Here is a 26,301-nt window from a genome sequence, read left to right as displayed (position 1 = left end):
CTTCGCGCCAGGCCCCCCGAGGGGGACAAGCAAACTAGGGACGGCCCGTCGTTTGCTTGTGAGGAGCTGCCCATGGCCAAGCGTCTGTCAGACGCGCACCTGCTGCCTTCGCCCGGCCTCAAAGAGGCACCGGTGCTGGATCGCATGTGCTCGCAGTTCGTCCTCACGCTGACGCTCAAGCACGCGGCCCGCTTCAACCTCAGGCGCGACTGCGCCGGCCTGCTTTCCTTCGTCGGCCGCCATCTGGTCTGGCCCGCCAGCGTGCTCGCCCGGGTGCGCGGCTTTCTCGCCCAGCGCTGCAAGGCCAACGAGGCCTGGCGCGATCATGAATCGCTCAGCGACGAGGCTTTTCTTAAGCGATACGGCGTCTGGCACGGCCCCTATGAGGAGGGGTCGCTGTTCTTCTACATCGACGAATACATCAAGGACGCGCCCAAGGACCTGCTGTCCGTGCTGGGCACGACCTGCGAATGGCTGGAGCGCCAGCTCAAAAAAGAATCGACGCTGGTCGAGAAGAACATCGATGCGCTGGCCGATCTGCTGCAGCTGAACCCGGCCGAGCGCGCGCTGCTGCTCTATGGCACGCTGGCCCGCTACCAGCGCGAGTTGCGTGGCCTCCTGGTCGAATTCAAGGTCAACAACGCGCAGGAGGCCTTCGCCGCGATCGCCGCCGTGGCCGGCGTCAATGAGCAGGAGGTGGCCGAGGCGCTGCGCGCCGGCTCGCGGTTGGAGCGCATAGGCATGGTCGAGAACCTGATCTCGGAGCACAACATCACCGACCTGGCCGACCTGATGAAGGTCAGCGAGCAGCTGCCGCCGGTGCTGATGCGCGAATACCAGGGCCCGTCCGATCTGATGGCCGTGTTCACCCGGCCGGCCACCAAGAGCGAGCTGACCCCGGGCGACTTCCATTTCGTCAGCGAGGACCTCGGCGTGCTGACGGCCCTGCTCAGCAATGCGGTCGAACGCAAGGCGCCGGGCGTCAATGTGCTGCTCTACGGCCCGCCGGGCACCGGCAAGACCGAGCTGGCCAAGGTGGCGGCGCAGAGTGCCGGCCTCGATCTTTACGAGGTCGAGTACGCCGACCGCGACGGCAACTCGCTGACCGGCCGCGACCGCTATCGCTCGCTGCAGATCAGCCAGGTCTTTCTCAAGGGGGGCCACAAGGTTGCCCTGCTGTTCGACGAGGTTGAGGACGTGTTCCCGCCGCTGTCCAGCGACACCGCACAGCTGATCGCCAGGCTCGACTCCTCGGGCGAGGGTGCGCCCTCCAGCAGCGTCAGCGGCAAGGCCTGGGTGAACCAGATCCTGGAGACGAATCCGGTGCCGGTGATCTGGGTCACGAACCGGATCGAGCAGATAGACCCGGCCTTCAGGCGCCGTTTCCAGTACCACCTGGAGCTCAAATCGCCGCCGCCCGGGGCGCGGCTGGCACTGGTGCGTCGCGCCCTTCAGGGCGTGGAAGTTAGCGCAGGCTTTCAAGAGAGGCTTTGTGAACGAAGGGGCCTGACGCCAGCGCAGATTCGCACCGCGGTGCGGTTTGCGCAGCTGGCGGGGGCCCCGGGCGCCAATCGGGCGGTCGAATCGCTGATCGAGCGCCAGCTGCAAAACGCCGACAAGGCGCTAGGCCATGACGCCCGCGAGAAGGGCGCCCGGCCGGTGGTCACCCGCTACGACCTGAGTCTGCTGAACACCGAATCGCGCTTCGAGATCGCCCGCGTCGTCGAGGCGCTGAAACGGCGCGGCGCCGGCTGCCTGTGCTTCTTCGGCCCGCCCGGCAGCGGCAAGACGGCGCTGGCCGAGCACGTCGCCCAGGCGCTGCAAAAGCCGCTGATGATCCGCCAGGCCAGCGACATCGCCAGCAAGTTCGTCGGCGAGACCGAACAGAACATGGCCCGCATGTTCGACGCCGCCGCCACCGAGGACGCCGTGCTGCTGCTCGACGAGGCCGACAGCTTCCTGCGCAGTCGCCGCCTGGCCGAGCGCAGCTATGAACTCAGCGAGGTCAACGAGATGCTGCAGGGCATGGAGCGCTTTCCCGGCATCTTCATCTGCACGACCAATCTGTTCGAGGAGCTGGACGAGGCCGCGCTGCGCCGCTTCACCTTCAAGATCCGCTTCAAGGCGCTGAAGCCCGAGCAACGCGAGCGCATGTTCGTGGCCGAGGCGCTGGACGGCATGGCCGCTGCGATGAACCAAGAGCAGCGCCAGCGCCTGGCCGAGCTGGATGAGCTGACGCCCGGCGACTTCGCCAACGTCAAGCGCCAGGTGGACATCCTCGGCGAGGGCTTCGAGCCGGACGAGTTCCTGTCACAGCTGGAGGCCGAGCACCGCGTCAAGCCCGAGGTGCGGCAACGGCGGGCCATCGGGTTCAAGCACTGACTTGTCGGCCCCGGATTGCATCCGGGCTACGCGAGTTCTGTAGCCCGGATGCAATCCGGGGCCACCCCCCATCTGCCGCTAGCATTGCGGCCATGAGCCCCACACCACGCCTCCTGCTCCTGGTCGCCCTGCTGGCCAGCACCGCCCATGCCGCCGAGCTGAAGCTGCGCCTGCTGCAGACCAGCGACGTGCACATGAATCTGCTGAACTACGACTACTACCAGGACAAGCTCACCGACGAATACGGCCTGGCCAAGACCGCCAGCCTGATCAAGGCGGCGCGGGCCGAGGCGCGCAACAGCCTGTTGTTCGACAACGGCGACCTGCTGCAGGGCAGCCCGCTGGGCGATGTGGTGGCCAAGGTCAAGCCGCTGAAGGCCGGCGAGGTGCACCCGGCCTACAAGGTCCTGAACCTGCTGGAGGTCGACGCCGCCAATATCGGCAACCACGAGTTCAACTACGGCCTGCCCTTCTTGCGCCAGGCGATGGCAGGGGCGAAATTTCCCTATGTCAGCGCCAATGTGATGCGGGCCGATGCGCCGCAGCAGCATGCCTTCACGCCCTATGTGATCCTGGAGCGCCGCTTCACCGACGAGGCCGGCCAGCCGCACGCCCTGAAGATTGGCGTGATCGGCTTCGTGCCGCCGCAGATCATGACCTGGGACAAGCAGAACCTCGACGGCAAGGTCGTGGCCCGAGACATCGTGGAGACAGCCCGCCGGCTGGTGCCCGAGCTGCGCGCCCAGGGCGCCCAGCTGGTGGTGGCCATCGCCCACAGCGGGCTGGAGAAGACCGACCAGGGCCAGCTCGCCGAGAACGCCGCCGTGCAGCTCGCTCAAGTGCCAGGCATAGACGCACTGCTGCTGGGCCATGCCCATGCCGAGTTTCCGGGCAAGGACTTCGCCGGCTACCCCGGCGTCGATCTGGCCAGGGGCAGCATCCACGGCCTGCCGGCGGTGATGCCGGGCCGTTGGGGCGACCATCTGGGCTTGATCGATCTGCGCCTGGACAATGCCTCGGGCGCCTGGAAGGTGGTGGACAGCCGCGCCGAGGTCCGCCCCATCTACCAGCGCGCCACGCGCCGCGCGCTGGTGGATGCCGACCCTCGGGTGGCCGCAGCCATTGCCACCGAGCATGCCGACACCTTGGCCTATGTGCGCGGCGCGGTGGCGCAAAGCCTGGCACCCATACACAGCTACTTCGCGCTGGTCATGGATGACCCGTCGGTGCAGGTGGTGTCGCAGGCCCAGCTGGCCTATATGGTCCGTGCGGTGCAGGGCACCGCCTACGAGAAGCTGCCGCTGCTGTCGGCCTCGGCGCCGTTCAAGTCGGGTGGCCGCCAGGGCTGGAACAGCTATACCGACATCCCGGCCGGCACGATCGCGATCAAGAACGTGGCCGACCTCTACGTCTATCCGAACACGATCAAGGCGCTGAAGCTCAGCGGCGCCGAGGTGCGGGAATGGCTGGAGATGGCGGCCGGCAACTTCCGACAGATCGACCCCAAGGGCACACCGGAGCAGGACCTGCTGGAGCCGACGTTCCGCTCGTACAACTTCGACACACTGGATGGCCTCAGCTACGAGATCGACGTCACCCAGGCGGCGCGCTACGACGCCGATGGCAAGCGCCTGACGGGCGGCGGGCGGCGCATCGTCAATCTGCGGCACCAGGGCAGGCCGGTGGCCGACGAGGCCGAATTCCTGGTCGTGACCAACAACTACCGGGCCAACGGCGGCGGCAATTTCCCGGGCGTCAATGCCGGCAAGATCGTGGTCGACGCTCCCGACGAGAACCGCGAAGCGGTGGCTCAGTACCTGGCCGGCATCAAGCGTTTCAACCCGATGGCCGATGGCAACTGGCGGGTGCTGCCGGTGCCGGGGGTGAAGCTGCGCTTCCTGTCGGGTGCGGGCGGCATCGCCCATCTGGCGGCCACACCCAGGGTCAAGCTGGTGAAAGACAACGGCGACGGCTCGGCGCTGTACGAACTCGTCGACTAGCTTGCTTCGATGATCGTCTGCACCAGCGCCGCCACTCGCGGCCCCATATTCAGCGGCACAAGGCGCAGCTGCGGATGCTGGCGGGCGAAGACGCGGAACAGCTCGTCGGCAAAGGCATGGCCGACATCGTTGACGCCGTCGAAATCGAGGTCGGCCCGCTTGAACTGCTGCAACCGGGCGCCCACCCGCTTGGCCTGCGAACGCGACTCCAGGCCCGAATGGCCCTCCAGCAGCAGCTTCAGCGGCACCAGGGTGCGTTCGAAGTCATAGCCCTTGCCGTCGACGCTGAAGCGGCGCAAGACCTCGTCAACGCTGCGCCGTGACTCCAGCCCGAAGGCCACGAACACCGAGGTGCCCGAGCGGCAGACCGGCCGGCCGCGCTGCCACAGCCCCTCTTCCCACTCGCGGTGCTGGTAGGCCGTCTCATTGGCATGCAGGTCGAACACATCGGCCATCTTGGCGGTGAAGAACAGGCCCCGGCCGGTGTGGCGCTCCGGCTGGCTGGTCAGCTTGCCCTTGCTCAGTTCCAGCATGGCCATCGCCGGGTCGTCGATCTTGAAGACCTCGTTGATCTTGTTGAACACGCCCCGGCCGTCATCCGACACCAGCAGCTGCAAGTGGCTGCCGGTCTGGCGCATCGACACGGTCACGCTGGTGCCCTCGCTGTGGTCCACGGCGTTGTTCAGGAGCTCGGTGAAGGCATGCTGGGCGAGGCGGAACACCTCGTCGGACAGCGCGAAGTGCGGCGCGAAGTCGCGCGCCCAGGGCACGTCTTCATCCAGGCCCTCCAGCGGATAGCGGCGCACCACCTGGCGCAAGAGGCCGGGCTCGTAGATGGGTTTGCGCGGCGTGCCCTTGCGCACCAGCCACTGCAGCTCGATCAGGCGCTTCAGGGTCTTCTGCGCGGTGGCGCGCGTCACGCCCTGGCGCTCGGCCACCTGGGTGGCCAGGTCGCCCGGAAACTGCTGCACCGCCACCGTGATCCACTGGGTGACGGCGGCCAAATCTACACGTGCCATGACTGAATTCCCTGATTTGCTGCGCGGGGCAGTTTGGCACGGCCGGGACGGCTCAACTATTCAGTATTACCCGTCAATTCCGGCCAGATCAGCTGTCAAACACCGTCGCCAGCGAGCGGAAGCCCTTGATTTCAAGCGGATTGCCAAAGGGGTCGAGCAGGAACATCGTCCACTGCTCGCCGGGCTGGCCCTCGAAACGCGCCTGCGGCGGCATCACGAATTCGGTGCCGGCGGCCTGCAGGCGCTCGGCGAGGGCCTGCCATTCGGGCAGTTCCAGCACCACGCCCAGATGCGGCATCGGCACCAGATGGCCGCCGACCTGGCCGGTGCGGGTGGTGGCAAAGGGCTCACCCAGATGCAGCGAGATCTGGTGGCCGAAGAAGTTGAAGTCGACCCAGGTCGCGGTGCTGCGCCCCTCCTGGCAACCGAGCAGGTCACCATAGAAACGGCGGGCGCCGTCCAGGTCGCGTACGTGAAAGGCCAGGTGAAACAGGCTGGGCATGGGAGCTCCTTGATAATCCGTGCAGCTTAGCCAGAAACCCTGACCCGATGCCATCGCCTGCCGCATATGTGAAACGCCTGGCGCGCGCCTATTGCCTGGGCCTGGTCTGTTGCGCAGGCCTGACCCACGCCGCGCCGCCCGCCACCTGCCCGCCCACCGCCCAGATGCCCAGCCAGGAGCAGATGATGGCCGGCCTGCGCGATACGCAGGATCGTGGCGTGCTGTGGCGCATAGCCAAGGACGGGCGCAATTCCTATCTGTACGGCACCCTGCATGTCGGCCGGCAGGACTGGATCTACCCCGGGCCGGCCCTGCAGCGCGCGCTGCAACAGACCGCTGTGCTCGCACTGGAGCTGGACGTCACCGACCCGGCGGTGCAGGCCGTGATGACCGAGCCCACCCCGGCTGCGCAGTTGCCAGTCATTGGCCCGGCCCTGCAGCGCCGCCTGGACGGCCAGGCCGCGCTGGCCTGCCTGCCGCCCGGTGCGCTGGCCAGCATGCATCCGGTGCTGCAGGTCATGACCTACGCCTTGCTGGCCGGCCGCTGGGACGGGCTGGATCCGTCCTACGGCCAGGAATTCGTGCTGGCCGGCTATGCCAAGGCCGGCCAGCGCCCGCTGATCAGCCTGGAAACGGCCGAGGGACAGCGCGATGCGCTGATCCCGAAAACCCCGGCCGAGGCGCTGGAGGCGACCGAGCAGGCGCTGGAGCTGCTGGAGGGCCAGCGCGTGCGCCCTCAGCTGAAGCGCCTGGCCGAGGCCTGGGCCCGAGGCGACCTGGCCGAGCTGGCGGCCTACGAGGATTGGTGCGACTGCATCAAGAACGAGGCCGACCGCAGGGCCATGCGCCGGCTCAACGACGAGCGCAATCCTGCCATGGCCGAACGCATTGCCGCCCTCCATGCCCAGGGCGAGCCGCTGCTGGCCGCCGTGGGCGCACTGCACATGACCGGCCCGCAAGCCCTGCCCAGGCTGCTGGCCGAGCGCGGCTTCACCGTCGAACGGGTAGAGCCGCACAAATAGCACGCCCGGTGATAGGCTCAGGTCTCCAAAAAACGGAGACAGCAACCATGGCCGACGCATCCAGCTTCACCAAGTTCGTTCCCGGCTTCGACTTTCTGCAGGGCCTGGTCAAGACGGCCGGCTCCTCGCTGCCGAACATCGGTCAATGGGTGGCACCCACCCTGAACCCCGAGGAGCTGGAAAAGCGCATCGAAGAGTTGCGCACCGTGCAGTTCTGGCTGGAACAGAACGCGCGCATGATGGGCGCCACGATACAGGCGCTGGAGGTGCAGCGCATGACGCTGTCCACCCTCAAGTCGATGAACGTGCCGTTGGCCGAACTCAGCGAGACGCTGAAGATCAAGATGCCCGGCCTTGACAGCCCGATGCCGGTGTTCTCCGCCGCGATGGGCCAGCCCGCCGCCGGCAAGAAGGCGGAAAAGCCCGAAAAGAAGGCCGAGCCGGCAAGCGCAGTTACAGCGGCAGCCGCCGTCGATCCGATGCAATGGTGGGGCGCGTTGAGCCAGCAGTTTGCCCAGCTGGCCACCAACGCGATGAAGGACAGCGCCACCGACGCTGCCAAGAACCTGGCCGGCGCGATGGTCAAGCAATCGTTCGACGCTGCAGGGGAGACCCTGCGCAAGGCCGCCTCGGTGCCCGGTGCCGTGGCAGGTGCAGTGGCCGGCGGCATGGTCAAGCAGGCGGCGAAGACGGCCAGCGCCGGCAGGGCCGCGGCCGCCAAGAAAACCGCCGCGCGCAAGCGCAGCACCGGCTGAGGCGAGCCTCATGTTTCTCAGCGGCCACGCCACCCACCCGGACTGGCGCATCGCCCTGGCGCTGGCCGCCGCCCAGCTGGAAGCGCAGCGGGCTCAGCAGCCCGCCATGCCTGCCACACTCGGTTGGGTCTATCTGACCGACCACTACGCGCCTCATGCCCCCGCCCTGCTGGCCGAGCTGCAACAACGCTGGCCCGGCGTGGACTGGGTCGGCGCCGTGGGCATAGGCGTGAGCGCGAGCGGCGTCGAGTACTTCGACGAGCCGGCACTGAGCCTGCTGCTCTGCAATCTGCCGCGCGACCACTACCGTCTGTTCTCCGGCGGGTCGCCCCTGGGCACGTTTGCCGCACACAGCGCGCAGGTGCATGTCGATCCCAGCACCGCCGACGCCGCCGAGCTGATTGCGGAGATGGGCGCACGCACCGCCAGCGGCTATCTGTTCGGCGGGGTGGCAAGCGCCCGCACCCAGGCCTGGCAGATCGCCAACGGCCTGTTCCAGGGCGGTCTGTCCGGCGTGGCCTTCGGCCCCGAGGTGAGCCTGATCTCGCGCGTCACCCAGGGCTGCCAGCCGGTCGGGCCGACGCGACGCATCACCCGCAGCGAGAGCAACCGGGTCGCCCAACTCGATGACGAACCGGCGCTCGACTGTCTGCTGCGCGATCTGGGCCTGAGCGCGCTGGACCGCCGCGAGGCCCTGCCCCAGCTGCGCCAGACCCTGGTCGGCCTGGTGGATGCCGGTGACGCGCCCGACGAAGCCACGCCGCGCACCGGCCAGTTCGGTCCCGCCACCCGTGTGCGCCACCTGCTGGGCCTGACGCCACTGGACCGCGGCCTGGCCATTGCCGAACAGGTCGAGACCGGCACCCAGCTGACCTTCTGCCGCCGCAACACCGAGGCTGCGCGTCGCGACCTTGTGCGCATCTGCAGCGAAATCCGCGAGGAGGTTGAGGGCCAGGGCCAGGACTTGCCCACCGGCCAACCCGGCACCCGCATCGCCGCCGCCATCTACATCAGCTGTACCGGTCGCGGCGGCCCGCACTTCGGCGGCCCCTCGGCCGAGCTGGCCATCGTCAAGCATGCGCTGGGCGATGTGCCGCTGGCCGGCTTCTTTGCCGGCGGCGAGATTGCGCACCATCATTTGTATGGCTATACGGGGGTGTTGACGGTGTTCACCGAGCCGGCTTGAGCCAATCCTTATTGCGGCAGATTGGGCGCGCGGAGCCAATGCAGGCCACGCTGCGTACTGCCGCCCAACTTGAAAGCTAGGTGTCGCAAGTGCCAATATTCGTAGCTCTTCTACGCGGCGTCAACGTTGGCAAAGCCAAGCGTGTTCCCATGGCCGAGCTGCGCGCCCTCCTCTTTGACCTTGGCTACACAGGGGTGGCGACGCTGCTCAACAGCGGCAACGCGGTTTTCTGCGCTCCCACTGGCACGCCGCTGGAGCATTCGGCCACCATTGCAGCAGCGATCTCATCTCGGCTGAAGGTTGAGGTGCCCGTCATCGTCAAGTCGGCACGTGAACTCGAGGCCATCATCTCGGAGAATCCGATTGACGCGGCGGTGCACCAGCATTCAAGCTTTCTGGTCGCATTCACTCAAGACACCAAGGCGCTGTCAGGCCTTGCCGCCATGGAGTCGCTCGTAGTACCTCCCGAAAAGTTTGCAGTGGGCAAGCATGCCGCGTACCTGCTGTGCGCTGCAGGCATACTGGAAAGCGAGGCTGCGGAATCGCTACTGGGCAAGGCGGGCAAGCCAGCCACCACGAGAAACTGGGCAACCGTACTCAAGCTCCAAGCTCTTGCTGGTGAACGCGACGCCTGAGCGCCTGCTTCTTTCGGGCCAGCCCTTTTGCGCAGAGGAAAACTTGTGCCAAATGCCTACATCCATGTCCGGAAGACCTACTCCCAGACTGAGGAGGTCGCGATCATGCAAGCGGTACAGGGCGCGCTGGTAACCGCGTTCGGCGTCGAACCGACCGACACGAACATCATTCTCATGGCCCATCCTTCACATCGATTCATGTGCCCGCCCGATCGCGACGATCCGGAGCGCTACACCAACATCACCGTTGTTGGCCACGCCAGTCGATCGGTCGAGGCGAAGCGCCACTTCTACACAGCAGTTGTTGACAACCTCGAAGCGCTCGGTATTCCGCGAAATTGCAGTCTGATCCAGCTGCATGAACTGCCACCGGAAGACATCGCGATCCGTGGCGGGCATCCGATGTGCGATTTCCCGGCGATGATAGTCGCCGCTCAGCCGCAACAATGACTCGGCTGTGTGTGTTCCGCATCGCCTAGGTCCAGCTGCCATGGAATCAATCCGAGCTGCGCCAGTGAGTGTTGACGAGTACATCCAGGGCTTCTCGCCGGAAGTACAGGCCATCCTTCAGCGAGTACGTCAAGTTGTTCGCGAAGCCGCACCTGATGCCCAGGAAGTCATCAGCTACAGAATGCCGGCGGTCAAGCAGAACGGCGTTCTTGTCTACTTCGCGGCGTTCAAGAATCACATCGGTGTCTATCCGCCCATCACGGGAGATGCACGCCTCCAGAAGGCCATCGCGCCCTACGCGGGAGAGAAAGGAAACCTTCGGTTCCCCCTCGACAAGCCGATGCCTTACGATCTGATTTCTCGCATCACTGCGCTGCGTGTGAAGCAGGACGCGGCGAAGGCCGAAAGCAGGAGCAAGAAGGTGAAGCAGCGAGGCTGACGGGCGCAGCGAATCCGTGCAGCCCTGCGGCGCCGGGGCGACAGTCTGCCCTGCAAGTTCACCACTGCCCGTAGAAGACCCCGGCGCGCTTGTGCGCCCCGGTAGACGCTTCAACCTGCCCCTGCGTCATCGTCGTCCGCCGCTTCCTGCGCGCCAGCCAGTCGAACAACTCATTGCGCAAGACCTGGCGCTGGGCCGCATGGCTGGCCTCACGGCCGAGGTCAATGAACTGATCGGGATCGGCCGCCAGGTCATAGAGCTGCTCCGGCGCATCCAGCCAGTACACATAGCGCCAGCGCTCGTTGCGCAGTGACCAGGCGTAGCACTGATCCACGCGGTAGCCCAGGCGCTGGCGGGCGATCTTGAAGCTCCAGTCCAGCTCGGAGAACACCGTGTCGCGCCACGCCGGCCGATGCCCGTGCAGCAGATCGAGCAGGCTGCGGCCTTCCAGGCGGTGGGCTGGCAACTCCAGGCCCAGCGACTCCAGTATCGTAGGCACCACATCCACGCTTTCGACGAAGCGCGACTCGACGGTGCCGCGGGTCGCGTCGGCCGCCGCGCTCGGGTCCATCACGATCAGCGGCACGCGCTGCACGGTGTCGTAGAACAGTTCCTTCTCGCCCAGCCAGTGGTCGCCCAGAAAGTCGCCGTGATCGGCGGTGAAGATGATCAGGGTGTTGTCCATCAGCCCTGAAGCCTGCATGTGGTCGAACAGGCGGCCGAGGTGATCGTCCAGCTGCTTGATCAGGCCCTGGTAGGCCGGGCGCACGGTGCGCACGCAGTCGTCGCGGGCGAAGCTCTGGCTCTCCTCGTGCTCGCGGTAGGCGGAGACGACAGGATGGGCATTCGCTCGCTCGGCCTCGTTGCGCACCACCGGCAGACATTGCTCGGGGGTGTACAGCGCGTGGTAGGGCGCGGGCGCCATATAAGGCCAGTGCGGCTTGACATAGCTCAGGTGCAGCACCCAGGGCTCATCGCCCCGCCCGGCCATGAAGCGCAGCGCCTGGTCCGTCATGTAGGCGGTTTCGGAATGCGGCTCGGCGACGCGGGCGGGCAGATGCACGTTGCGCATATTCCAGCCGCTGACGACCTGGCCCTGGGCGTCAATGGCAGCGATCACATGCTCGGTCCAGGGGTCATCGCCGCCATAGCCCTGGGCACGCAGGAAGGCCGGGTAGCCGCTCTCCCTGCCCGGCTTGTGATGGCCGTCGTAGCGGTCGATCTCCTCGAAATGCCCACGGGCCAGCAGGGTGCCGAGCGCCGAGTCGCCCTCCAGATCCAGGCGCTTCAGCCCGGCATGGTCGGTCATCACATGGGACTTGCCGGCCAGCACCAGGCGGCGGCCGGCGTCCTTCAGGTACTCGCCGAGGGTGACTTCGCCGATGGGCAGGGGCACGCGGTTCCAGGTCGCGCCATGGCTGCTGGGGTAGCGGCCGGTGTAATAGCTCATCCGCGACGGCCCGCACACGCCCGAGTTGACGAAGGCGCGCTCGAAGCGCACGCCGCGTTTCGCCAACGCATCGATATTCGGCGTGTGCAGATGGGGGTGGCCGTAGCAGCTCAGGTGGTCCCAGCGCAGCTGGTCGCACATGATGAACAGCACATTGCGGACGGCTGCCATAGTTCTCCAGTCAGTTGAGGACAGAGCGTGGCACTGCGTGCCAAGGTCTGTCCCCAAGTCATTAGTTTGGATTGAACCCCGACTTCTGAATCACGGGCGCCCACTGCGCCTTGTAGGCCTTCAACATGGCGGAAGTCTGCTCGGCGCCCGACGACACCGGCTCCATCTTCGCCGCCGTGAACTTGGCGCGCAGCTGCGGGTCGGCCATCACCGTCTTGATCTCGGCGGCCAGGCGCTTGACCTTGACCGCAGGCATGGCAGCCGGGGCGTAGAGCACGTTCCACCCGCGGGCGCTCAGGTCGAAGCCCGACTCCTTGAAGGTGGGCACATTGGGCAGGGTAGCGCTGCGTTTTTCGCTGGACACGGCCAGGATGCGTAGCTTGCCGCCCTCGTGCTGGGGCTCAAGGGTGTCCAGCGTGTCCACGGCCACCGGCACATGGCCGCCCATCAGGTCGTTCAGCAGCGGCGCCGAGCCCTTGTAGCCGACGACCAGCGGCGCCATGCCGACCTTCTCGGTCACCATCAGCGCGAAGAAATGCGGCAGGCTGCCGGTAGCCGGCACGCCCAGATTGGCCTTGTCCGGATTGGCGGTCAGCCAGGCCACCAGGTGCCTGAATTCGCGCACCGGCACGGCGCTGGCCACGGCCAGACCGAAGTCATAGCTGGTGATCTGCGAGACGGGCACGAAGTCCTTGTCGGCGTCATAGCCTGCGTCCTTGTAGACCAGCGGCGCCACCACCATGATGGCCGGGTTGCCCAGCATCAGCACATTGGCCTCGGCGCCTTCGCGCCTGAGCTGCTGGGCGGCCAAGCGGCCGCCGGCACCGGCGCGGTTCTCGACCATCACCGTCACCCCGAGGCGGGGTTGCAGAGCCTCGGCCACCAGGCGGGCGGCACGGTCCGAGGAGCCGCCGGGCGGATAGGGCACGACGATCTTCAGCAGGCCACCGTCCAGTGCCTGCGCGCCGGCGCCCCCGATGGCCCCCAGCAGAGCACCCGCGATCAAGGCCAAACGCGTACGGTTTTTCATCATCATTGTTCTACCTGGGCTGTATGTGGTGTGGGGCACAAACCAATCTAACATCGGCCCTCACAGTTGCAGAAAACAATCAAGCCGTGAACCCACCAGCCGTCTATGGTCTGAAGCACCCGCAGCAGCTGGAAGACCTGCTGATGTACCGACTGACCCGCGTGGTGCGCACCTGCGGCCTGCCGCTGGTGCGCCTGTTCGAGGGAGAGCTGGGCATCACGCGGCGCGAATGGCATGTGCTGGCCCTGGTGGTGCAAGAGGGCGCTCTTGCGCCATCGCGGATTGCCGAGCTGTGCTGGCTGGACCGTCCCCGCGTGTCGCGCGCCGTCGGTCGGCTGGTTGAGCGCGGCCTGCTGTCACGGCAGGCGGCCGGGCGCAGCGCCCTGGTGCGCGCCACCGCTGAAGGCAATGCCCTCTATGCCCGCGCCATGGCCGAGGCCGGCGCGTTCAACGAGGCCCTGGTCGATGACCTCGACGCCACCGAGATGGCCCAGCTCGACGCGCTGCTGAACAAGCTCCAGTCCCGCGCCCAGACGCTACGTGATGCCCCGATGCCCGGTCGCCCGGTGCAGCGCCATGCCGGCGGCACGCGGGACCGTCACGGCACAACCGAATCAACGAGCACGCCACGATGAACGCCCCACTCCCCACCACTTCAGGTATGGCCGCCCGCCAGGCCGAGATCGTCGCCGCGCTGTCGCCGCTGCTGCCGGCCCATGCGCTGCTCTGGCGCAACGAGGACACCGTGCCCTACGAGTGCGACGGCCTGACCGCCTACCGGCAAAAGCCGCTGCTCGTGGCACTGCCGGAAACGGAGGCTCAGGTGGCGGCCATCCTGAAGGCCTGCCACGCGCTGCAGGTGCCCGTGGTGGCACGCGGCGCCGGCACCGGCCTGTCGGGCGGCGCCATGCCCCATGCGATGGGGGTGACGCTGTCGCTGGCCAAGTTCAACAAGATCCTGCGCATAGACCCCTTGGCCCGCACGGCCAGCGTGCAGTGCGGTGTGCGCAATCTGGCGCTCAGCGAGGCGGCATCGCCGATGGGCCTGTACTACGCCCCCGACCCGAGCAGCCAGATCGCCTGCACGCTGGGCGGCAATGTGGCCGAAAACTCCGGCGGCGTGCACTGCCTCAAATACGGCCTGACCCTGCACAACGTGCTGCGCGTGCGCGGATTCACGATGGACGGCTTGCCAGTAGAGTTCGGCGGCGAGGCGCTGGACGTGCCGGGCCTGGACCTGCTCAGCGTGATGGTCGGCAGCGAGGGCATGCTGGCCGTGATCACCGAGGTGCTGGTGCGGCTGGTGCCCAAGCCCTTGATCGCGCGCTGCATCATGGCCAGCTTCGACGATGTGCGCCGGGCCGGCGACGCGGTGGCCAGCATCATCGCCGCCGGCATCATCCCGGCAGGTCTCGAGATGATGGACAAGCCGATGACCGCCGCCGTCGAGGACTTCGTCCATGCGGGCTACGACCTGACGGCCGAGGCCATCCTGCTGTGCGAGAGCGATGGCACACCCGAGGAGGTGGAAGAGGAGATCGCCCGCATGCAGGCCGTGCTGGCCGCCAGCGGCGCCACGCGCATGGAGGTCAGCGCCGACGAGTCCCAGCGGCTGAAGTTCTGGAGCGGGCGCAAGAACGCCTTCCCGGCCAGCGGCCGCATCAGCCCCGATTACATGTGCATGGACTCGACGATCCCGCGCAAGCGCGTGGCCGACATCCTGCTGGCTATTGCAGAGATGGAGAAGAAGTATCAGCTGCGCTGCGCCAATGTCTTCCACGCCGGTGACGGCAATCTGCACCCGCTGATACTGTTCGACGCCAGCGATGCCGACCAGTTGCACCGCTGCGAGCTGTTTGGCGCCGACATCCTGGAGACCAGCGTCGCCATGGGCGGCACGGTGACCGGGGAGCACGGCGTCGGCATCGAGAAGCTGAACTCGATGTGCGTGCAGTTCTCGCCCGAGGAGCGCACGCAGATGCTGGCGCTGAAGACCGCCTTCGACCCCGCCGGCCTGCTCAACCCCGGCAAGGTCATCCCGACGCTGCAGCGCTGCGCCGAATATGGCCGCATGCATGTCAAGCGCGGCATGCTGGCCTTTGCCGAGATTCCGAGGTTTTGATGAGCGACATCGCGCAAGAGACTTTGATAGACCAGGTCAAGGCCGCCCTGGCCAGCGGCACGCCGCTGAACCTGCGCGGCCATGGCAGCAAGCATTTCTATGGCGAGCCACCAAGGGGCGAACCGCTGGATCTGACGCCACTGAGCGGCATCAGCAGCTACGAACCGAGCGAACTGGTCGTCACCGTGCGCGCCGGCACCCCGCTGGCCGAGCTGGAGGCACTGCTGGCCGCGAAGAACCAGTGCCTGGCCTTCGAGCCGCCACTGTTCGGTGGCCGGGGCACGGTGGGCGGCATGGTCAGCGCCGGCCTGGCCGGTCCGGCTCGTGCCAGCGTCGGCTCGGTGCGCGACTTCGTGCTCGGCGCCACGCTGCTGAACGGCCGCGCCGAGGTGCTGAGTTTCGGCGGCCAGGTGATGAAGAACGTCGCCGGCTACGACGTGTCGCGACTGCTGGCGGGCTCGATGGGCTTTCTGGGCGTGATCCTGGAGGTCTCGCTGAAGGTCTTGCCGCGGCCGGCCGCCACCGCCACCCTGCGCTTCGACATGGCCGAGGGCCAGGCCCTGGTGCAGCTGAACGAATGGGCCGGCAAGCCGCTGCCGCTGCATGCCAGCGCCTGGTGGGATGGTGCGCTGGTGCTGCGCCTGGCCGGCGCCGAGGCGGCGGTGGCCGCGGCACAGAAGGCGCTGGGCGGTGAAGTGATCGAGGCCGGCCTGGCCGCGCAGTTCTGGAGCGGCCTGCGCCACCAGCAGGACGAGTTCTTCATCGGCGCCGAACGGGCCGTCGAGGGCGGTGCCGCGCTGTGGCGGCTGAGCCTGCCGCAGACCGCGCCGCCGCTGGCCCTGGTCGGCGAACAGTTGATCGAATGGGGCGGCGCCCAGCGCTGGCTGACCACCGCCCTGCCCGGCGCACAGGTGCGCGAGGCGGCGCTGCGCGCCGGTGGCCACGCGACGCTGTTCCGCGCCAAGGACAAATCGGGTGGCGTGTTCACGCCGCTGGCGCCGTCGCTGATGCGCATACACAAGAGCCTGAAGACGGCCTTCGACCCGGCGGGCATCTTCAATCCCGGCCGTTTGTACACGTCCCTCTGACCCTGGCACCCCATGCAAACCACTCTGTCGCCCGAGTTCCAGGGCACCCGCGAAGGCCAGGCCGCCGAGGCCATCCTGCGCAACTGCGTGCACTGCGGCTTCTGCACCGCCACCTGCCCGACCTACCAGCTGCTGGGCGATGAGCTCGACGGCCCGCGCGGCCGCATCTACCTGATGAAACAGGTACTGGAAGGCGCCGAGGTCACGCGCAGCACGCAGCAGCATCTGGACCGCTGCCTGACCTGCCGGAATTGCGAATCGACCTGCCCCTCGGGCGTGCAGTACGGCCAGTTGCTGGACATAGGCCGCGAGATCGTCGAGCGCAAGGTCGAGCGGCCGGCTGCCGAAAAGGCGCAGCGCTGGCTGCTGAAGGAGGGCCTGACCTCGCCGCTGTTCGGCCCGGCGATGAAGCTGGGTCAGCTGCTGCGCCCGCTGCTGCCGCAGAGCCTGAAGAACAAGGTGCCGGCCAAGAGCCCCTCCGCCGCCCACCGCTGGCCCAGCCGCCGCCACGAGCGCAAGGTGCTGATGCTGCTGGGCTGCGTGCAGCCGGCGATGGCGCCCAATATCAACAGCGCCACCGCCCGCGTGCTCGACGCCGCCGGCATCCAGACCCTGGTGGCCGATGGCGCCGGCTGCTGCGGCGCGATCCGCTCGCATCTGAATGACCACGAGGGCGGCCTGGCGGACATGCGCCGCAATATCGATGCCTGGTGGCCGCTGGTTCAGGGACTGACCGAGCAGGGCCGGGTCGAGGCCATCGTCATGAATGCCTCGGGCTGCGGCGTGACGGTGAAAGACTACGGCCGTGCGCTGGCCCATGACCCGGCCTACGCCGACAAGGCCCAGCGCATCAGCGCCCTGACTCGTGACCTCAGCGAGCTGCTGGCCGATATCGCACCCCGATTGAAGCCGCGCTTGACGCAAATCAAGCGCAGGCAGCTGGTCTTCCATCCGCCCTGCACCTTGCAGCACGGCCAGCAGCTGCGCGGCGGCGTCGAGACGCATCTGGCTGCGCTGGGCTTCGAGGTACGCCTGGCCGCCAGCGAGAGCCATCTGTGCTGCGGCTCGGCCGGCACCTACTCGGTGCTGCAGCCCGAGCTGGCCTACCAGCTGCGTGACCGCAAGCTGGCCCAGCTGACGCCGACGAACCCACAGGCCATCGTATCGGCCAATATCGGCTGCATCCAGCACCTGCAAAGCGGCACGACGACGCCGGTGATGCATTGGGTCGAGGTGTTGGACGAGGCCCTACCCCATTGATGAAGACCTACTGCGGGTGAATGGGTAGTCTCGCGGTCACACAGGCCTGACACAATATGTCACTTGTTCAGCGAGAGCCAGACCTCAAGCCCAGACCCGGATGAAAGACGACCCAGCCAAGGAAGCGGTACGGCACTTGCAGGCCATCATCGCGCGCGAAACCGGCGCGCCGCTGGATCATGCCGCCGCGATGGACATGGAGGCGGCGGTGGCCCGAGCCTGCGGCGTGCAGCCGCTGGACGCCAGCGACTTTTCCTTCGTGCGCCGCGAGGTGACCATCGTCTTGGCCGATCTGCGCGGCTTCACCGCGATGTCGGCCACGCAACCGGCGGGCGTCGTGATCAGCATGCTGAACCGGTGCCTGGGCCGCATGAGCGAGATCGTGTTCCGCCACCACGGCACTATAGACAAATTCATGGGCGACTCCATCATGGTGCTGTTCGGCGCGCCGCTGGAGCATGCCGATGATGTGAAGCGCGCGCTGGCCTGTGCGATCGAGATGCAGGTGGCCATGCATGCGCTGAACGACGAGCATCTCGCCGAGGGACTGCCCGAGCTCTATATGGGCATTGGCATCAACACCGGCACCGTGATGGCCGGCAAGTTCGGCTCGGCCGCCTATTCGGAGTACACGGTGATCGGCGACGAGGTCAATCTGGCCTCGCGCATAGAGGCCTTCAGCCTGCGCGGCCAGGTGCTGATCAGCGAGACCACCTGCCAGCGCTGCGTCGACTACATCGAGGTCAGCGAGCCGATGGAGGTGTTCGTCAAGGGCAAGGCCCAGGTCGTGCGGCTGCGCGAGCTGTTGGCGATACCCTCATTGGATCTGCGCGTGCCGCGCCAGGAAATCCGGCGCAGCCACCGCGTCGAGGTCAAGCTGCCCTGCGTGCTGCACGCGATCCAGAACAAGATCGTCCTGCCTTATTCGATCAAGGGCCGCATCCGCGACATCGGTTACCACGGCGTGCTGGTCGAGCTCGACCATGGGCTGGACGTGCACACCGACGTCAAGCTCGAGTTCGACCTGCACCTGGTCGATTACCACGCCTCGGACATCTACGCCAAGGTGGTCAAGGTCGGCCAGGACGCCGATGGCTTCTTCGCCGGTCTGGAGTTCACCTCGGTGAACCCCGACACCAATATGCACATCCAGCTGTTTGTGCAGTTGCTGGTGGCGGCGCAGTAGTCAGCCCTTGCGGCACACTCGCCGCATTCCGACGAAAGCCCCGCCCATGAAACAAGCACTGTTCAGCCCTCATCTCTCGATCGCCGTCCTGGCCCTCATGCTCGCCGGCTGCGGCACTGCAACCGCGCCGGTCGCACCCGCGGCGGCGCCCAAGCTGGTGGTCTTCATGGTCATCGACGGCCTGCCGATGCGCCAGGTCACCGGCTACCGCGACCAGCTGGCACCGGACGGTTTCAAACGCTTTCTCGATCGCGGCGCCTGGTTCGCCGACGCCCACTACGGCCATGGCCACACCGTGACAGCGGCCGGCCACGCGGTGATGCTGACCGGCGCCTATCCGCATCGCACCGGCATCATCAGCAACGAATGGCGCAACCCGAGCACCGGCGCGCCGGTCTATTGCACCGGCGACGAGGCCCATCAGTATCTGGAGAACAAGACCGCGCCGCTGGCCGGCACCAGCCCGAAGAATCTGCGTGCCGAGACAGTGGGCGACGTGCTGCGCGGTGTGCAGCCGGCCTCCAAGGTGGTGGGCATCTCGGGCAAGGACCGCGGCGCCATCCTGCCCGCCGGCAAGCTGGGCACGGCCTATATGTATATGAGCGAGAGCGGCCAGTTCGCCAGCAGCAGCTACTACATGCAGACCCATCCGCAGTGGGTCAAGAGCTTCAATGCGGCCAAGCCGGCCGATGCCTATTTCAAGCAGAGCTGGACCGCGCTCCTACCCGAGGCGGCCTATGCCCGCTCGGTGCCTGACGGCAAGGCCTGGCAGGTCAACAGCGGCAATGGCAACAAGCTGCCGGCGCTGATCGGCGACAAGCACGAGAAACCAGGCCCGCTGTTCTACGGCAATCTGCTGGCCACCCCCTTTGCCGACGAGCTGACCCTGGCCTTCGCCCGCGCGGCGATCGAGGGCGAGGCGCTGGGCCAGGACGACATCCCTGACATTCTTTCGATCAGCCTGTCCAGCCATGACTATGTGAACCATGCCTTCGGGCCCGAGTCGCGCCTGTCGCATGACCATATGCTGCGGCTGGACCAGCATCTGCAGGCCTTCTTCCGCTATCTGGATGCGAAGGTGGGCGCTGGCAACTATGTGGCCGTGCTGACCGCCGACCATGGTTTCGTGGACACGCCGGAATGGAGCAGCAGCCAGGGCCTCAACGCCGGCCGGCTGAACCCGAGCCAGACGCTGGCCTGGCTGAACACTGGCCTGGCCCAGAAGTTCGGCGAGGGCAAATGGGCGCTGGGCTGGTCGGGCGGCGGCATCCTGCTCGACAGCAAGCTGATCGCGGCAAAGAAGGTCGATCCGGCCGCTGTCGACAAGGAGGCCAAGACCCTGCTGCTGCAGGTGGATGGCATCGCCGATGTGTTCACCCGCGAGCAGTATCTGGGCCAGGACGTGAGCACGCCCTACCTGGCGGCGATGCGCAAGTCCTGGCACCCGGATATCGCCAGCTCGCTGCAGGTGGTGGTCAAGCCGAACTGGCTGATCAGCTCACGGGTGGGAGGCAGCTCGCATGGCACCCCCCATGCCTATGACACCCATGTGCCTATCCTGAGCTACGGCCCGCGCTGGATCGGCCAGGGCCAGATCAACACCCGCGTCGAGGTGGCCGATATCGCCCCGACCCTGAGCCGGCTGCTGGGCCTGCGCGCGCCGGCCCAATCCGAGGGCAAGGCGCTGCCCTTGCCTGCCGCAGCCCGGTAGGCGCAAGACCGTCGGGTGTGGGTGGACTATCCTTGCGCCCATGAATCGACCCAAACCGTTTTCGATGATCCGCGAGTTCCACCTTGCGGACTGGTTCACCCTGGCCAACGCCTTCTGCGGCGTCGGCGCGCTGTTTGCGGTGATGTCCTATCTGCAGACCCGCGAGGTGATGCACATCTACTTCGCCTGCGCGCTGATTCCGGTGGCCCTGGTGTTCGATGTGCTTGACGGCCGCATCGCCCGCTGGCGCCAGCAGAGCTCGGCGATGGGCCGCGAGCTGGACTCGCTGGCCGATGTGATCTCCTTCGGCGTGGCCCCGGCGGCAATCGCCTATGGCTGCGGCATGCAGGGCCTGTACGACCGCATCATCCTGGTGTTCTTCGTGGCCTGCGGTGTGTCGCGCTTGGCGCGCTACAACGTCACCGCCGAGGAGCTGGCCGGCGACGACGGCAAGGTCAAGTACTTCGAGGGCACGCCGATACCCACCTCGATGGGCCTGGTGATGGTGCTGGCCCTGGCCGCCTGGCAGGGCGCGCTGGGAGATCAGCTGTGGTTCGGCGTGGTCCATGTCGCGGGCTTTCGGCTGCACCCGCTGGTGCTGATGTTCGCAATCTCCGGCTCGCTGATGGTCAGCCGGATCAGGATTCCGAAGATCTAGAGGCGCCGCCCACTGGCCTGGGCGCGGCTGTTCGTGATATGGTGTAAATCGTTTATACGATTTATTCACGAGGACGCACCATGGCAAACACCAACACCCCGGCCACCGAGGCCCCCGCAGCAGCGAACGGCAACGAGGCCGTTGCCGCCGCACCCGTCGCCGCACCGACGCCGGCCGCCAAGCCCGCAGCCAAGAAGAAGTCGACCGCCAAGGTCGAAGTCAAGGCTGAGGCCAAGCCGGCCGCCAAACCCGCTGCCAAGCCAGCAGCCAAGCCAGCAGCCAAGAAGGCTGTCGCCGCCAAGCCGGTCGCCGCACCGAAGGCCGCCCCCAAGAAGGCCGTCAAGGCCGCCGTCGTGGCCAAGCCCGCTGCTGCAGCCAAGACAGCAGCCAAGAAGGCCGTGGCGAAGCCGGTGGCAAAGCCTGCCGCCAAGCCCGCGGTGAAGAAGGCCGTGGCTAAGCCCGTCGCCAAGGCCGCTGTCAAGCCCGCAGCGAAGCCTGCCGCCAAAGCCGCCGCAAAACCGGTGGCCAAGCCGGCCCCCAAGGCCAGGGCCAAAGCGGCTGCCAAGCCGGTCGCCAAACCCAGCTTCCAGGACGAGGCCAAGGCCAAGCTGAAGCTGGTGCGTGACAGCTTCACGATGCCGCGCATCGACTTCGAGCTGATCGACCGCCTGAAGGAACGCGCGATGAGCTTCCAGCGCTCGACCAAGAAGAGCGAGCTGCTGCGCGCCGGCCTGCAGTCGCTGGCCGCCATGGGCGACAAGCAATTGCGCTCCACACTGGACTCGCTGCTGCAGCTGAAGGCTGGTCGTCCCAAAAAGGGCAGCTGATGGTCACGGGGTCGGCCTCCCGGCCAGACCCCAGCCTCACCGCGGCAACAGGAAGCGGTTGCTGCGCAGCGGCGAGCGCCGCAGCTCCCAGGCTGACCCGTCGGCCGCGCCCGGCGCCGATTGCGCATGGGCCAGGCTGCGCGGCGGGCACTGGCCGCTGATGCGGTGCACCAGCGCAGCGGCCAGCATGGCCTCCTGCGGGTCACCCAGGGCATGCTGCAAATCGTCAGCGACCTGGCAACCGGGCACGCCGTTGCCGCCGCTGCCGGCCGGCACAAAGCCATCCGCATAGTCGCCAAAGCCCTTGGCATTGACGCCAACGAACTCCATCGGGAAGTAGGAGATGCCGCAGTTGCTCTTGCCGGCAAAGCCATAGGGCTTGCCGCAGCTGCGCCCGCCGATCAGCACCACCTCGACATCGACGCCGCGCAGGCCGTTGATGATGGCCTCGCTGGCCGAGCAGGTGCCGGCCTGGCTCAACACATAGACCCGCTTCAGACCCAGGCTGGGCAGCGGCCGCTCCGAGGTGCAGTTGTCACCGACCAGCAGGCAGGAGGTGTTGTAGAACGGCGTGCGTGCACGGGCGCTCTGCGTGTCGGCCTGGCGCCGGTTGTTGAAGCTGAGCTGCTCGAACACCTTGCCCTCGGTGGGTGCAGGGCCGGCGATCATGTAGGCCAGCTGGCTGGCCAGATAGAGGAAGCCGCCGCCGTTGTAGCGCAGGTCCAGCACCAGATCGCTGACGCCCTGCTGTCTGAAGAACTCCACCGCCTCGATCAGCTGGGCCTCGGCCGGGGCGATATGGTCGTTGAACACCATATGGCCGACCTGCCGACCGTCGGTGGCGGCGAATACCTGGCGCATCAGCACCGGCTGCTTGACGCTGGCCGCGCTGCTCAGCGTGACGCTCAGCTGGCCGCCGCTGTTGCGCTGGAACACAAAACCATGGGCCTCGCCCGCTGCGGCCGGATAGAGGGCCGCGTTGAGACGATTCACACCCGCCGCGTCGCCGACGCTGGCACTGACCCCATCGACGCTGATCAGCTCATCGCCGCGCTGCAGGCCGGCCTGGGCCGCCGGGCCCACCGGCTCGACATAGGCGATACGCAGCCGGCGCGCGCTTGCGCTGATGGTCTGCGTCCACTCCAGCCCATAGCCCAGCGATACGCCGCCGCGGGACAGCTGCTCCCATTCCTGGGTCGGGTAGCTGAAGCTGAACTGGTCGCGGCGTGCACCCGAGGGCGTGACCTGGGGCGTCTTCAGCGCATGGAAGTAGGCGTTCAGCGCGGCCGGCACATCGCTGCTGACATAGGCGTCGGCATTCACGTAGGGCACCTGCTCGCGCCACAGATAGGCCTCGTCGAAGTAGGCGCGCAGCCACAGCTTCTCGCGGCTCAGGCTGCCGCCGCGGTTCGCGGCATCGGCATGGGGGTTGTCGGGCGAACATTGCTGGGCCACCGTGGTGCTGGCCGGCAGGGCATCGGGTTGGACCGGCTGGGCGGGCTGCACCGGATCGGGCCTCTGCGCCGCCTGGCCGAACACCGGCGTGCCGGCCTCGCCACCGCCGCAGGCTGTCAGAACCAGGCTCAGCGCGAACGCCGAGCCACTGCGCGAAAAGGCGCAGGCCATGTCTTGCATCATCGTGATCCCTCCCTGAGAAACGCTCTGTGGCGTTGTCGCAGCCGTGTCGCCGCAGCCCCGACTTTAATCGGGCCGGGCCAGGCTTTTGCCTCTCGGCTTCAGGAAATCGGCATCAATGCGCGCCGCCCGCGGCTTCCACCTCGGCCGCCACCGGTTTGATGCGCAGCGCCCACATCACACCGGCCACCAGCAAGCCAATACCAGCCAAGGTGAGCGGTGCAGGACTTTGGCCGCGCAGCATGAAGGCATAGGCCAGGGCGGCCAGCGTTTCGAACACGATCAGCTGGCCCACCAGGGCTGTCGGCAGGCGCTGGCTGGCCTCGTTCCAGCACAGCGTGCCCAGCCAGGAGGCGAACAGACCTATGGCCAGCATCAGGCCAATGAAGGGCAGCGGGCGCGGGCCCAGCGGCATCGCAAAAGCGGCGTCGGCCGACCAGGGCTGGGTGCCGACAACGGCGCTCCACAGCCACAGCCCCAGGTAGCCGGCCAGCGCCAGCGGCAGTGTCATCAGCCCCTGGGCCGTAGCCCAGCTGCGCGGGCTGCGCTGGGCATGGGTGCGCAGCCAGTCGGCATTGCGCATCGGGTACCAGGTCCAGCAGGCCACGGCCACCAGGGCCAGCAAGGCGCCGCTGGCATAGCGGCCCAGGTCCACATCGGTCTGCGCACGCAGATGCTCCAGCTCGACCTGGTTGACGCAGGCGATGCCCGCGGCGATCAAGGCCAGCGACGGTGCCAGCCGCACCCAGGGCAGACGGCCGTCGCGCTTGGCGTCACGCAGGTTCGAGCTGATCGCGATGACCACCGGCAAGGTGCCAATGATCATCGTCGGCAACGGACCACCAGCGCGCTGTATGGCGGCGGCCAGGCACAGGTAGTACAGCACATTGCCTATGGCCGAGAGCTTCAGCGCCTCCAGCCAGTCGCCGCGCTCGAAGCCGGTCAGGTTCTTGCGGTCCAGCCAGCCCAGCGGCAGGGCGATCAGCCCGAAGGCCAGATAGCGACCGAATGACAGCAGGGCCGCCGGGTAGTCGGGCAGCATCAGGGGCGCAACAAAGACCAGCCCCCACATCAGGCCGGCGGCAAGTGCAAACGAGGTTCCTATCCACATGGACACAGTGTGGCTCAGGGCTGGCGGTGCGGTCTTGTACCCAATTGCTGTTGGTAGCGACCCGGCGTGATGCCGTAGCGGCAGGCGAAGGCGCGGTTCAGATGGGCCTGATCGGTCAGGCCCACGGCGGCGGCCACCCCGGCCGGCGGTTCGCCCAGCGCCAGCATCCGCTTGGCCTGTATCAGCCGCATCGCCATCAGGACCTGCTGCGGCGTCGCATGGCGCTGGGCCTTGAAGCTGCGCAGGAAGTGGAAGGGGCTCAAACCGGCCACGGCGGCCAGCTGGTCCAGGGTCACGGTCTCGTGCAGATGGGCGCGCATGAAGTCCAGCACCGGGGCAAATCGCATCGCGGCATCGGCCCGAGCCTCGGGCCCGCCCATGCGGGCATGGCGGCGCAGCGCCTGCACCAGCAGCAGCAGGCGGCTGTCGAAGTCCAGCCCATCGGCGCTGTGCCACAGGCCGGCAATCAGCCCCGCCACCTCGGTGGCGCTGTGCGCATCGTGAGCCACCGCCGCGTCGAACCACCAGCCCGGCTCGCCGCTGAGCTCGCCCAGCAGGCCCACATCCAGATAGGCCATGCGGTAGCCCCAGCCTGCCTCGGTCTCGGCCTGGCCGGTGTGGATGTCATCGGGGTTCATCAGCATCAGCGTCGCGCGCGGCGCCAGATGCTCGCCGCCGTGCCAGCGAAAGCGCCCCACGCCATCGGTGATGGCGCCCAGCCCGTAGGCCTCATGGGTGTGCGGCTCGAAGCGGTGGCGCAGGATGCTGGCGTGGTACAGCTCCACCCCGGCGCGATGCGCAGGGCGGCGGTAGCGGGCCTGGTCGCTGGCGTGCTCGAACTCGGAATGCATGGGGCGGATGATGGCATGGCACACTGCGCCGACATCCAGACTCGAGACCGAACATGACGCTTGAAACCATCGAAGTTCAGACCAGCGACAGCCCCCGCGCGACCATCATCGTGCTGCATGGCCTGGGCGCCGACGGCCATGACTTCGAGCCTATCTGCGACGAGCTGGACCTGGCGGCCGTCGGCGGCGTGCGCTTCGTGCTGCCCCATGCGCCAGTGCGCCCGGTGACGATCAATGGCGGCTATGCAATGCGCGCCTGGTACGACATCCGCGGCACGGCCATAGACCGCCAGGAAGACGAGGCCGGCCTGCGCGCCTCGCAGCAGGACATCAACGCCCTGATCGCCCAGGAAGTGGCCCGCGGCATACCGGCCTCACGCATCGTGCTGATGGGCTTCTCGCAGGGCTGCGCCATGGCCCTGCTGACGGGCCTGCGCCACACCGAGCGCCTGGCCGGACTGGTGGGCCTGTCGGGCTATCTGCCGCTGCTGAGCACGACCGAGGCCGAGCGCAGCGAAGCGAACGCCGATGTGCCGATCTTTCTGGCCCATGGCCGGCAGGACCCGGTGGTGCCCATCAACCGCGCCGAGGCCGCCCGCGACGAGCTGCAGCGCCTGGGCTACAAGCCGCAATGGCAGGCCTACGACATGCAGCACGCGGTCCACCCGCAGGAGATCACCGCACTGAATCGCTGGCTGCTGGGCGTGCTGAACTAGGGAGGGTCTGCACAACCCCCGGGCAAATCAGCTACCGCGAAGCTTGAATGGCTGCGACGATTCAGGTCATGAAGCAAGCAAGTCTTGGACTGGGG

At 67.2% G+C, this 26,301-nt stretch carries 24 protein-coding genes; 17 read left to right on the top strand and 7 right to left on the bottom strand.

The genetic code is table 11. From position 1 onward, the window contains the following. The first annotated feature begins 72 nt into the window (after positions 1-72). Positions 73-2,382: an ATP-binding protein gene (locus tag DES47_RS26735; RefSeq protein ID WP_133703844.1), complete on the top strand. Its 2,310-nt coding sequence runs from the start codon at positions 73-75 to the stop codon at positions 2,380-2,382. Positions 2,383-2,474: 92 nt separating this feature from the next. After that, positions 2,475-4,382 carry a bifunctional 2',3'-cyclic-nucleotide 2'-phosphodiesterase/3'-nucleotidase gene (locus DES47_RS26730; protein WP_133703843.1) on the top strand — a complete coding sequence of 636 codons (1,908 nt, stop codon included), beginning with the start codon at positions 2,475-2,477 and terminating at the stop codon, positions 4,380-4,382. Here the strand turns inward: DES47_RS26730 and DES47_RS26725 are convergent. Together DES47_RS26725 and DES47_RS26720 are read right to left on the bottom strand one after the other, a co-directional pair. Beyond that, positions 4,379-5,401: an STAS-like domain-containing protein gene (locus DES47_RS26725; protein ID WP_133703842.1), complete on the bottom strand. Its 1,023-nt coding sequence runs from the start codon at positions 5,399-5,401 to the stop codon at positions 4,379-4,381. The two genes, DES47_RS26730 and DES47_RS26725, sit on opposite strands and share 4 nt — an antisense overlap. Before the next feature lie 88 nt (positions 5,402-5,489). Beyond that, on the bottom strand, positions 5,490-5,903 hold the full coding sequence (locus DES47_RS26720) for a VOC family protein (RefSeq protein WP_133703841.1): 414 nt from the start codon (positions 5,901-5,903) through the stop codon (positions 5,490-5,492). A gap of 47 nt (positions 5,904-5,950) precedes the next feature. On the opposite strand from DES47_RS26720, the gene DES47_RS26715 reads away from it, so the two are divergent. From DES47_RS26715 to DES47_RS26690, 6 genes are all read left to right on the top strand, one after another. Further along, positions 5,951-6,925: a TraB/GumN family protein gene (locus tag DES47_RS26715; protein WP_133703840.1), complete on the top strand. Its 975-nt coding sequence runs from the start codon at positions 5,951-5,953 to the stop codon at positions 6,923-6,925. A gap of 47 nt (positions 6,926-6,972) precedes the next feature. Beyond that, entirely contained in the window at positions 6,973-7,680 is a 708-nt protein-coding gene (locus tag DES47_RS26710) for a PhaM family polyhydroxyalkanoate granule multifunctional regulatory protein (protein ID WP_133703839.1), read from the top strand. 10 nt (positions 7,681-7,690) lie between these two features. Further along, positions 7,691-8,866 carry an FIST signal transduction protein gene (locus DES47_RS26705; protein WP_133703838.1) on the top strand — a complete coding sequence of 392 codons (1,176 nt, stop codon included), beginning with the start codon at positions 7,691-7,693 and terminating at the stop codon, positions 8,864-8,866. A gap of 80 nt (positions 8,867-8,946) precedes the next feature. Beyond that, the gene (locus DES47_RS26700) at positions 8,947-9,501 is read left to right on the top strand and encodes a DUF1697 domain-containing protein (RefSeq protein ID WP_133703837.1); all 555 of its coding nucleotides are present in this window, start codon (positions 8,947-8,949) and stop codon (positions 9,499-9,501) included. A 105-nt stretch (positions 9,502-9,606) separates the two neighbouring features. Continuing rightward, positions 9,607-9,951 carry a tautomerase family protein gene (locus DES47_RS26695; RefSeq protein WP_208115135.1) on the top strand — a complete coding sequence of 115 codons (345 nt, stop codon included), beginning with the start codon at positions 9,607-9,609 and terminating at the stop codon, positions 9,949-9,951. A 64-nt stretch (positions 9,952-10,015) separates the two neighbouring features. Next, the gene (locus DES47_RS26690; RefSeq protein ID WP_208115134.1) at positions 10,016-10,390 is read left to right on the top strand and encodes an iron chaperone; all 375 of its coding nucleotides are present in this window, start codon (positions 10,016-10,018) and stop codon (positions 10,388-10,390) included. Between the two features lie 58 nt (positions 10,391-10,448). Here DES47_RS26690 and DES47_RS26685 read toward each other — a convergent pair whose 3' ends face one another. After that, entirely contained in the window at positions 10,449-12,011 is a 1,563-nt protein-coding gene (locus tag DES47_RS26685; RefSeq protein WP_133703834.1) for a sulfatase-like hydrolase/transferase, read from the bottom strand. Between the two features lie 61 nt (positions 12,012-12,072). Next, positions 12,073-13,047 carry a tripartite tricarboxylate transporter substrate-binding protein gene (locus DES47_RS26680; RefSeq protein WP_425057490.1) on the bottom strand — a complete coding sequence of 325 codons (975 nt, stop codon included), beginning with the start codon at positions 13,045-13,047 and terminating at the stop codon, positions 12,073-12,075. Between the two features lie 80 nt (positions 13,048-13,127). Between DES47_RS26680 and DES47_RS26675 the strand changes: the two genes are divergently transcribed. The 8 genes from DES47_RS26675 to DES47_RS28865 all read left to right on the top strand — a co-directional run bounded on the left by DES47_RS26675 (position 13,128) and on the right by DES47_RS28865 (position 21,893). Beyond that, positions 13,128-13,676 carry a MarR family winged helix-turn-helix transcriptional regulator gene (locus DES47_RS26675; protein WP_166652194.1) on the top strand — a complete coding sequence of 183 codons (549 nt, stop codon included), beginning with the start codon at positions 13,128-13,130 and terminating at the stop codon, positions 13,674-13,676. Continuing rightward, a complete protein-coding gene (locus DES47_RS26670; protein ID WP_133703831.1) occupies positions 13,673-15,163 on the top strand; it encodes an FAD-linked oxidase C-terminal domain-containing protein in 1,491 nt (496 codons plus the stop codon). The genes DES47_RS26675 and DES47_RS26670 overlap by 4 nt, the downstream gene beginning before the upstream one ends. Then, positions 15,163-16,251, top strand: coding sequence for a glycolate oxidase subunit GlcE (gene glcE, locus DES47_RS26665; protein ID WP_133703830.1), 1,089 nt, complete (start codon positions 15,163-15,165; stop codon positions 16,249-16,251). The genes DES47_RS26670 and glcE overlap by 1 nt, the downstream gene beginning before the upstream one ends. A 12-nt stretch (positions 16,252-16,263) precedes the next feature. Beyond that, positions 16,264-17,511, top strand: a complete 1,248-nt coding sequence (glcF, locus tag DES47_RS26660; protein WP_133703829.1) for a glycolate oxidase subunit GlcF — start codon at positions 16,264-16,266, stop codon at positions 17,509-17,511. Between the two features lie 100 nt (positions 17,512-17,611). Further along, entirely contained in the window at positions 17,612-18,697 is a 1,086-nt protein-coding gene (locus DES47_RS26655; RefSeq protein WP_133703828.1) for an adenylate/guanylate cyclase domain-containing protein, read from the top strand. A 46-nt stretch (positions 18,698-18,743) separates the two neighbouring features. Then, the gene (locus tag DES47_RS26650) at positions 18,744-20,408 is read left to right on the top strand and encodes an alkaline phosphatase family protein (RefSeq protein WP_133703827.1); all 1,665 of its coding nucleotides are present in this window, start codon (positions 18,744-18,746) and stop codon (positions 20,406-20,408) included. 40 nt (positions 20,409-20,448) lie between these two features. Beyond that, complete coding sequence (gene pssA / locus DES47_RS26645) at positions 20,449-21,066, top strand: CDP-diacylglycerol--serine O-phosphatidyltransferase (RefSeq protein WP_133703826.1); 618 nt, start codon at positions 20,449-20,451, stop codon at positions 21,064-21,066. Between the two features lie 80 nt (positions 21,067-21,146). Next, positions 21,147-21,893: a hypothetical protein gene (locus tag DES47_RS28865; RefSeq protein WP_208115133.1), complete on the top strand. Its 747-nt coding sequence runs from the start codon at positions 21,147-21,149 to the stop codon at positions 21,891-21,893. Positions 21,894-21,929: 36 nt separating this feature from the next. Here the strand turns inward: DES47_RS28865 and DES47_RS26635 are convergent, their stop codons facing one another. From DES47_RS26635 to DES47_RS26625, 3 genes are all read right to left on the bottom strand, one after another. Beyond that, complete coding sequence (locus tag DES47_RS26635; protein ID WP_243748478.1) at positions 21,930-23,531, bottom strand: S41 family peptidase; 1,602 nt, start codon at positions 23,529-23,531, stop codon at positions 21,930-21,932. Positions 23,532-23,643: 112 nt separating this feature from the next. Then, entirely contained in the window at positions 23,644-24,639 is a 996-nt protein-coding gene (locus DES47_RS26630) for a DMT family transporter (RefSeq protein WP_133703825.1), read from the bottom strand. Positions 24,640-24,653: 14 nt separating this feature from the next. Then, positions 24,654-25,490, bottom strand: a complete 837-nt coding sequence (locus DES47_RS26625) for an AraC family transcriptional regulator (RefSeq protein ID WP_133703824.1) — start codon at positions 25,488-25,490, stop codon at positions 24,654-24,656. A gap of 53 nt (positions 25,491-25,543) precedes the next feature. Between DES47_RS26625 and DES47_RS26620 the strand changes: the two genes are divergently transcribed. Further along, complete coding sequence (locus DES47_RS26620; protein WP_133703823.1) at positions 25,544-26,206, top strand: alpha/beta hydrolase; 663 nt, start codon at positions 25,544-25,546, stop codon at positions 26,204-26,206. The last annotated feature ends 95 nt before the right edge of the window (positions 26,207-26,301 follow it).

Origin of the sequence: Roseateles toxinivorans, from assembly GCF_004362525.1 — a bacterium.
GTDB classification, from domain to species: Bacteria; Pseudomonadota; Gammaproteobacteria; order Burkholderiales; family Burkholderiaceae_C; genus Paucibacter; species Paucibacter toxinivorans.
Note: the sequence above shows the minus strand (reverse complement) of the source record. Positions and strands in the feature narration are given on the sequence as shown.

Bases quoted from the DNA above. Each gene is read 5' to 3' on its own strand.
- DES47_RS26735 (WP_133703844.1), top strand. From the start codon at position 73: ATGGCCAAGCGTCTGTCAGACGCGCACCTGCTGCCTTCGCCCGGCCTC.
- DES47_RS26730 (WP_133703843.1), top strand. From the start codon at position 2,475: ATGAGCCCCACACCACGCCTCCTGCTCCTGGTCGCCCTGCTGGCCAGC.
- DES47_RS26725 (WP_133703842.1), bottom strand. From the start codon at position 5,401: ATGGCACGTGTAGATTTGGCCGCCGTCACCCAGTGGATCACGGTGGCG.
- DES47_RS26720 (WP_133703841.1), bottom strand. From the start codon at position 5,903: ATGCCCAGCCTGTTTCACCTGGCCTTTCACGTACGCGACCTGGACGGC.
- DES47_RS26715 (WP_133703840.1), top strand. From the start codon at position 5,951: ATGCCATCGCCTGCCGCATATGTGAAACGCCTGGCGCGCGCCTATTGC.
- DES47_RS26710 (WP_133703839.1), top strand. From the start codon at position 6,973: ATGGCCGACGCATCCAGCTTCACCAAGTTCGTTCCCGGCTTCGACTTT.
- DES47_RS26705 (WP_133703838.1), top strand. From the start codon at position 7,691: ATGTTTCTCAGCGGCCACGCCACCCACCCGGACTGGCGCATCGCCCTG.
- DES47_RS26695 (WP_208115135.1), top strand. From the start codon at position 9,607: ATGCAAGCGGTACAGGGCGCGCTGGTAACCGCGTTCGGCGTCGAACCG.
- DES47_RS26685 (WP_133703834.1), bottom strand. From the start codon at position 12,011: ATGGCAGCCGTCCGCAATGTGCTGTTCATCATGTGCGACCAGCTGCGC.
- DES47_RS26680 (WP_425057490.1), bottom strand. From the start codon at position 13,047: ATGATGATGAAAAACCGTACGCGTTTGGCCTTGATCGCGGGTGCTCTG.
- DES47_RS26670 (WP_133703831.1), top strand. From the start codon at position 13,673: ATGAACGCCCCACTCCCCACCACTTCAGGTATGGCCGCCCGCCAGGCC.
- glcE (WP_133703830.1), top strand. From the start codon at position 15,163: ATGAGCGACATCGCGCAAGAGACTTTGATAGACCAGGTCAAGGCCGCC.
- glcF (WP_133703829.1), top strand. From the start codon at position 16,264: ATGCAAACCACTCTGTCGCCCGAGTTCCAGGGCACCCGCGAAGGCCAG.
- DES47_RS26655 (WP_133703828.1), top strand. From the start codon at position 17,612: ATGAAAGACGACCCAGCCAAGGAAGCGGTACGGCACTTGCAGGCCATC.
- DES47_RS26650 (WP_133703827.1), top strand. From the start codon at position 18,744: ATGAAACAAGCACTGTTCAGCCCTCATCTCTCGATCGCCGTCCTGGCC.
- pssA (WP_133703826.1), top strand. From the start codon at position 20,449: ATGAATCGACCCAAACCGTTTTCGATGATCCGCGAGTTCCACCTTGCG.
- DES47_RS28865 (WP_208115133.1), top strand. From the start codon at position 21,147: ATGGCAAACACCAACACCCCGGCCACCGAGGCCCCCGCAGCAGCGAAC.
- DES47_RS26635 (WP_243748478.1), bottom strand. From the start codon at position 23,531: ATGATGCAAGACATGGCCTGCGCCTTTTCGCGCAGTGGCTCGGCGTTC.
- DES47_RS26630 (WP_133703825.1), bottom strand. From the start codon at position 24,639: ATGTGGATAGGAACCTCGTTTGCACTTGCCGCCGGCCTGATGTGGGGG.
- DES47_RS26625 (WP_133703824.1), bottom strand. From the start codon at position 25,490: ATGCATTCCGAGTTCGAGCACGCCAGCGACCAGGCCCGCTACCGCCGC.
- DES47_RS26620 (WP_133703823.1), top strand. From the start codon at position 25,544: ATGACGCTTGAAACCATCGAAGTTCAGACCAGCGACAGCCCCCGCGCG.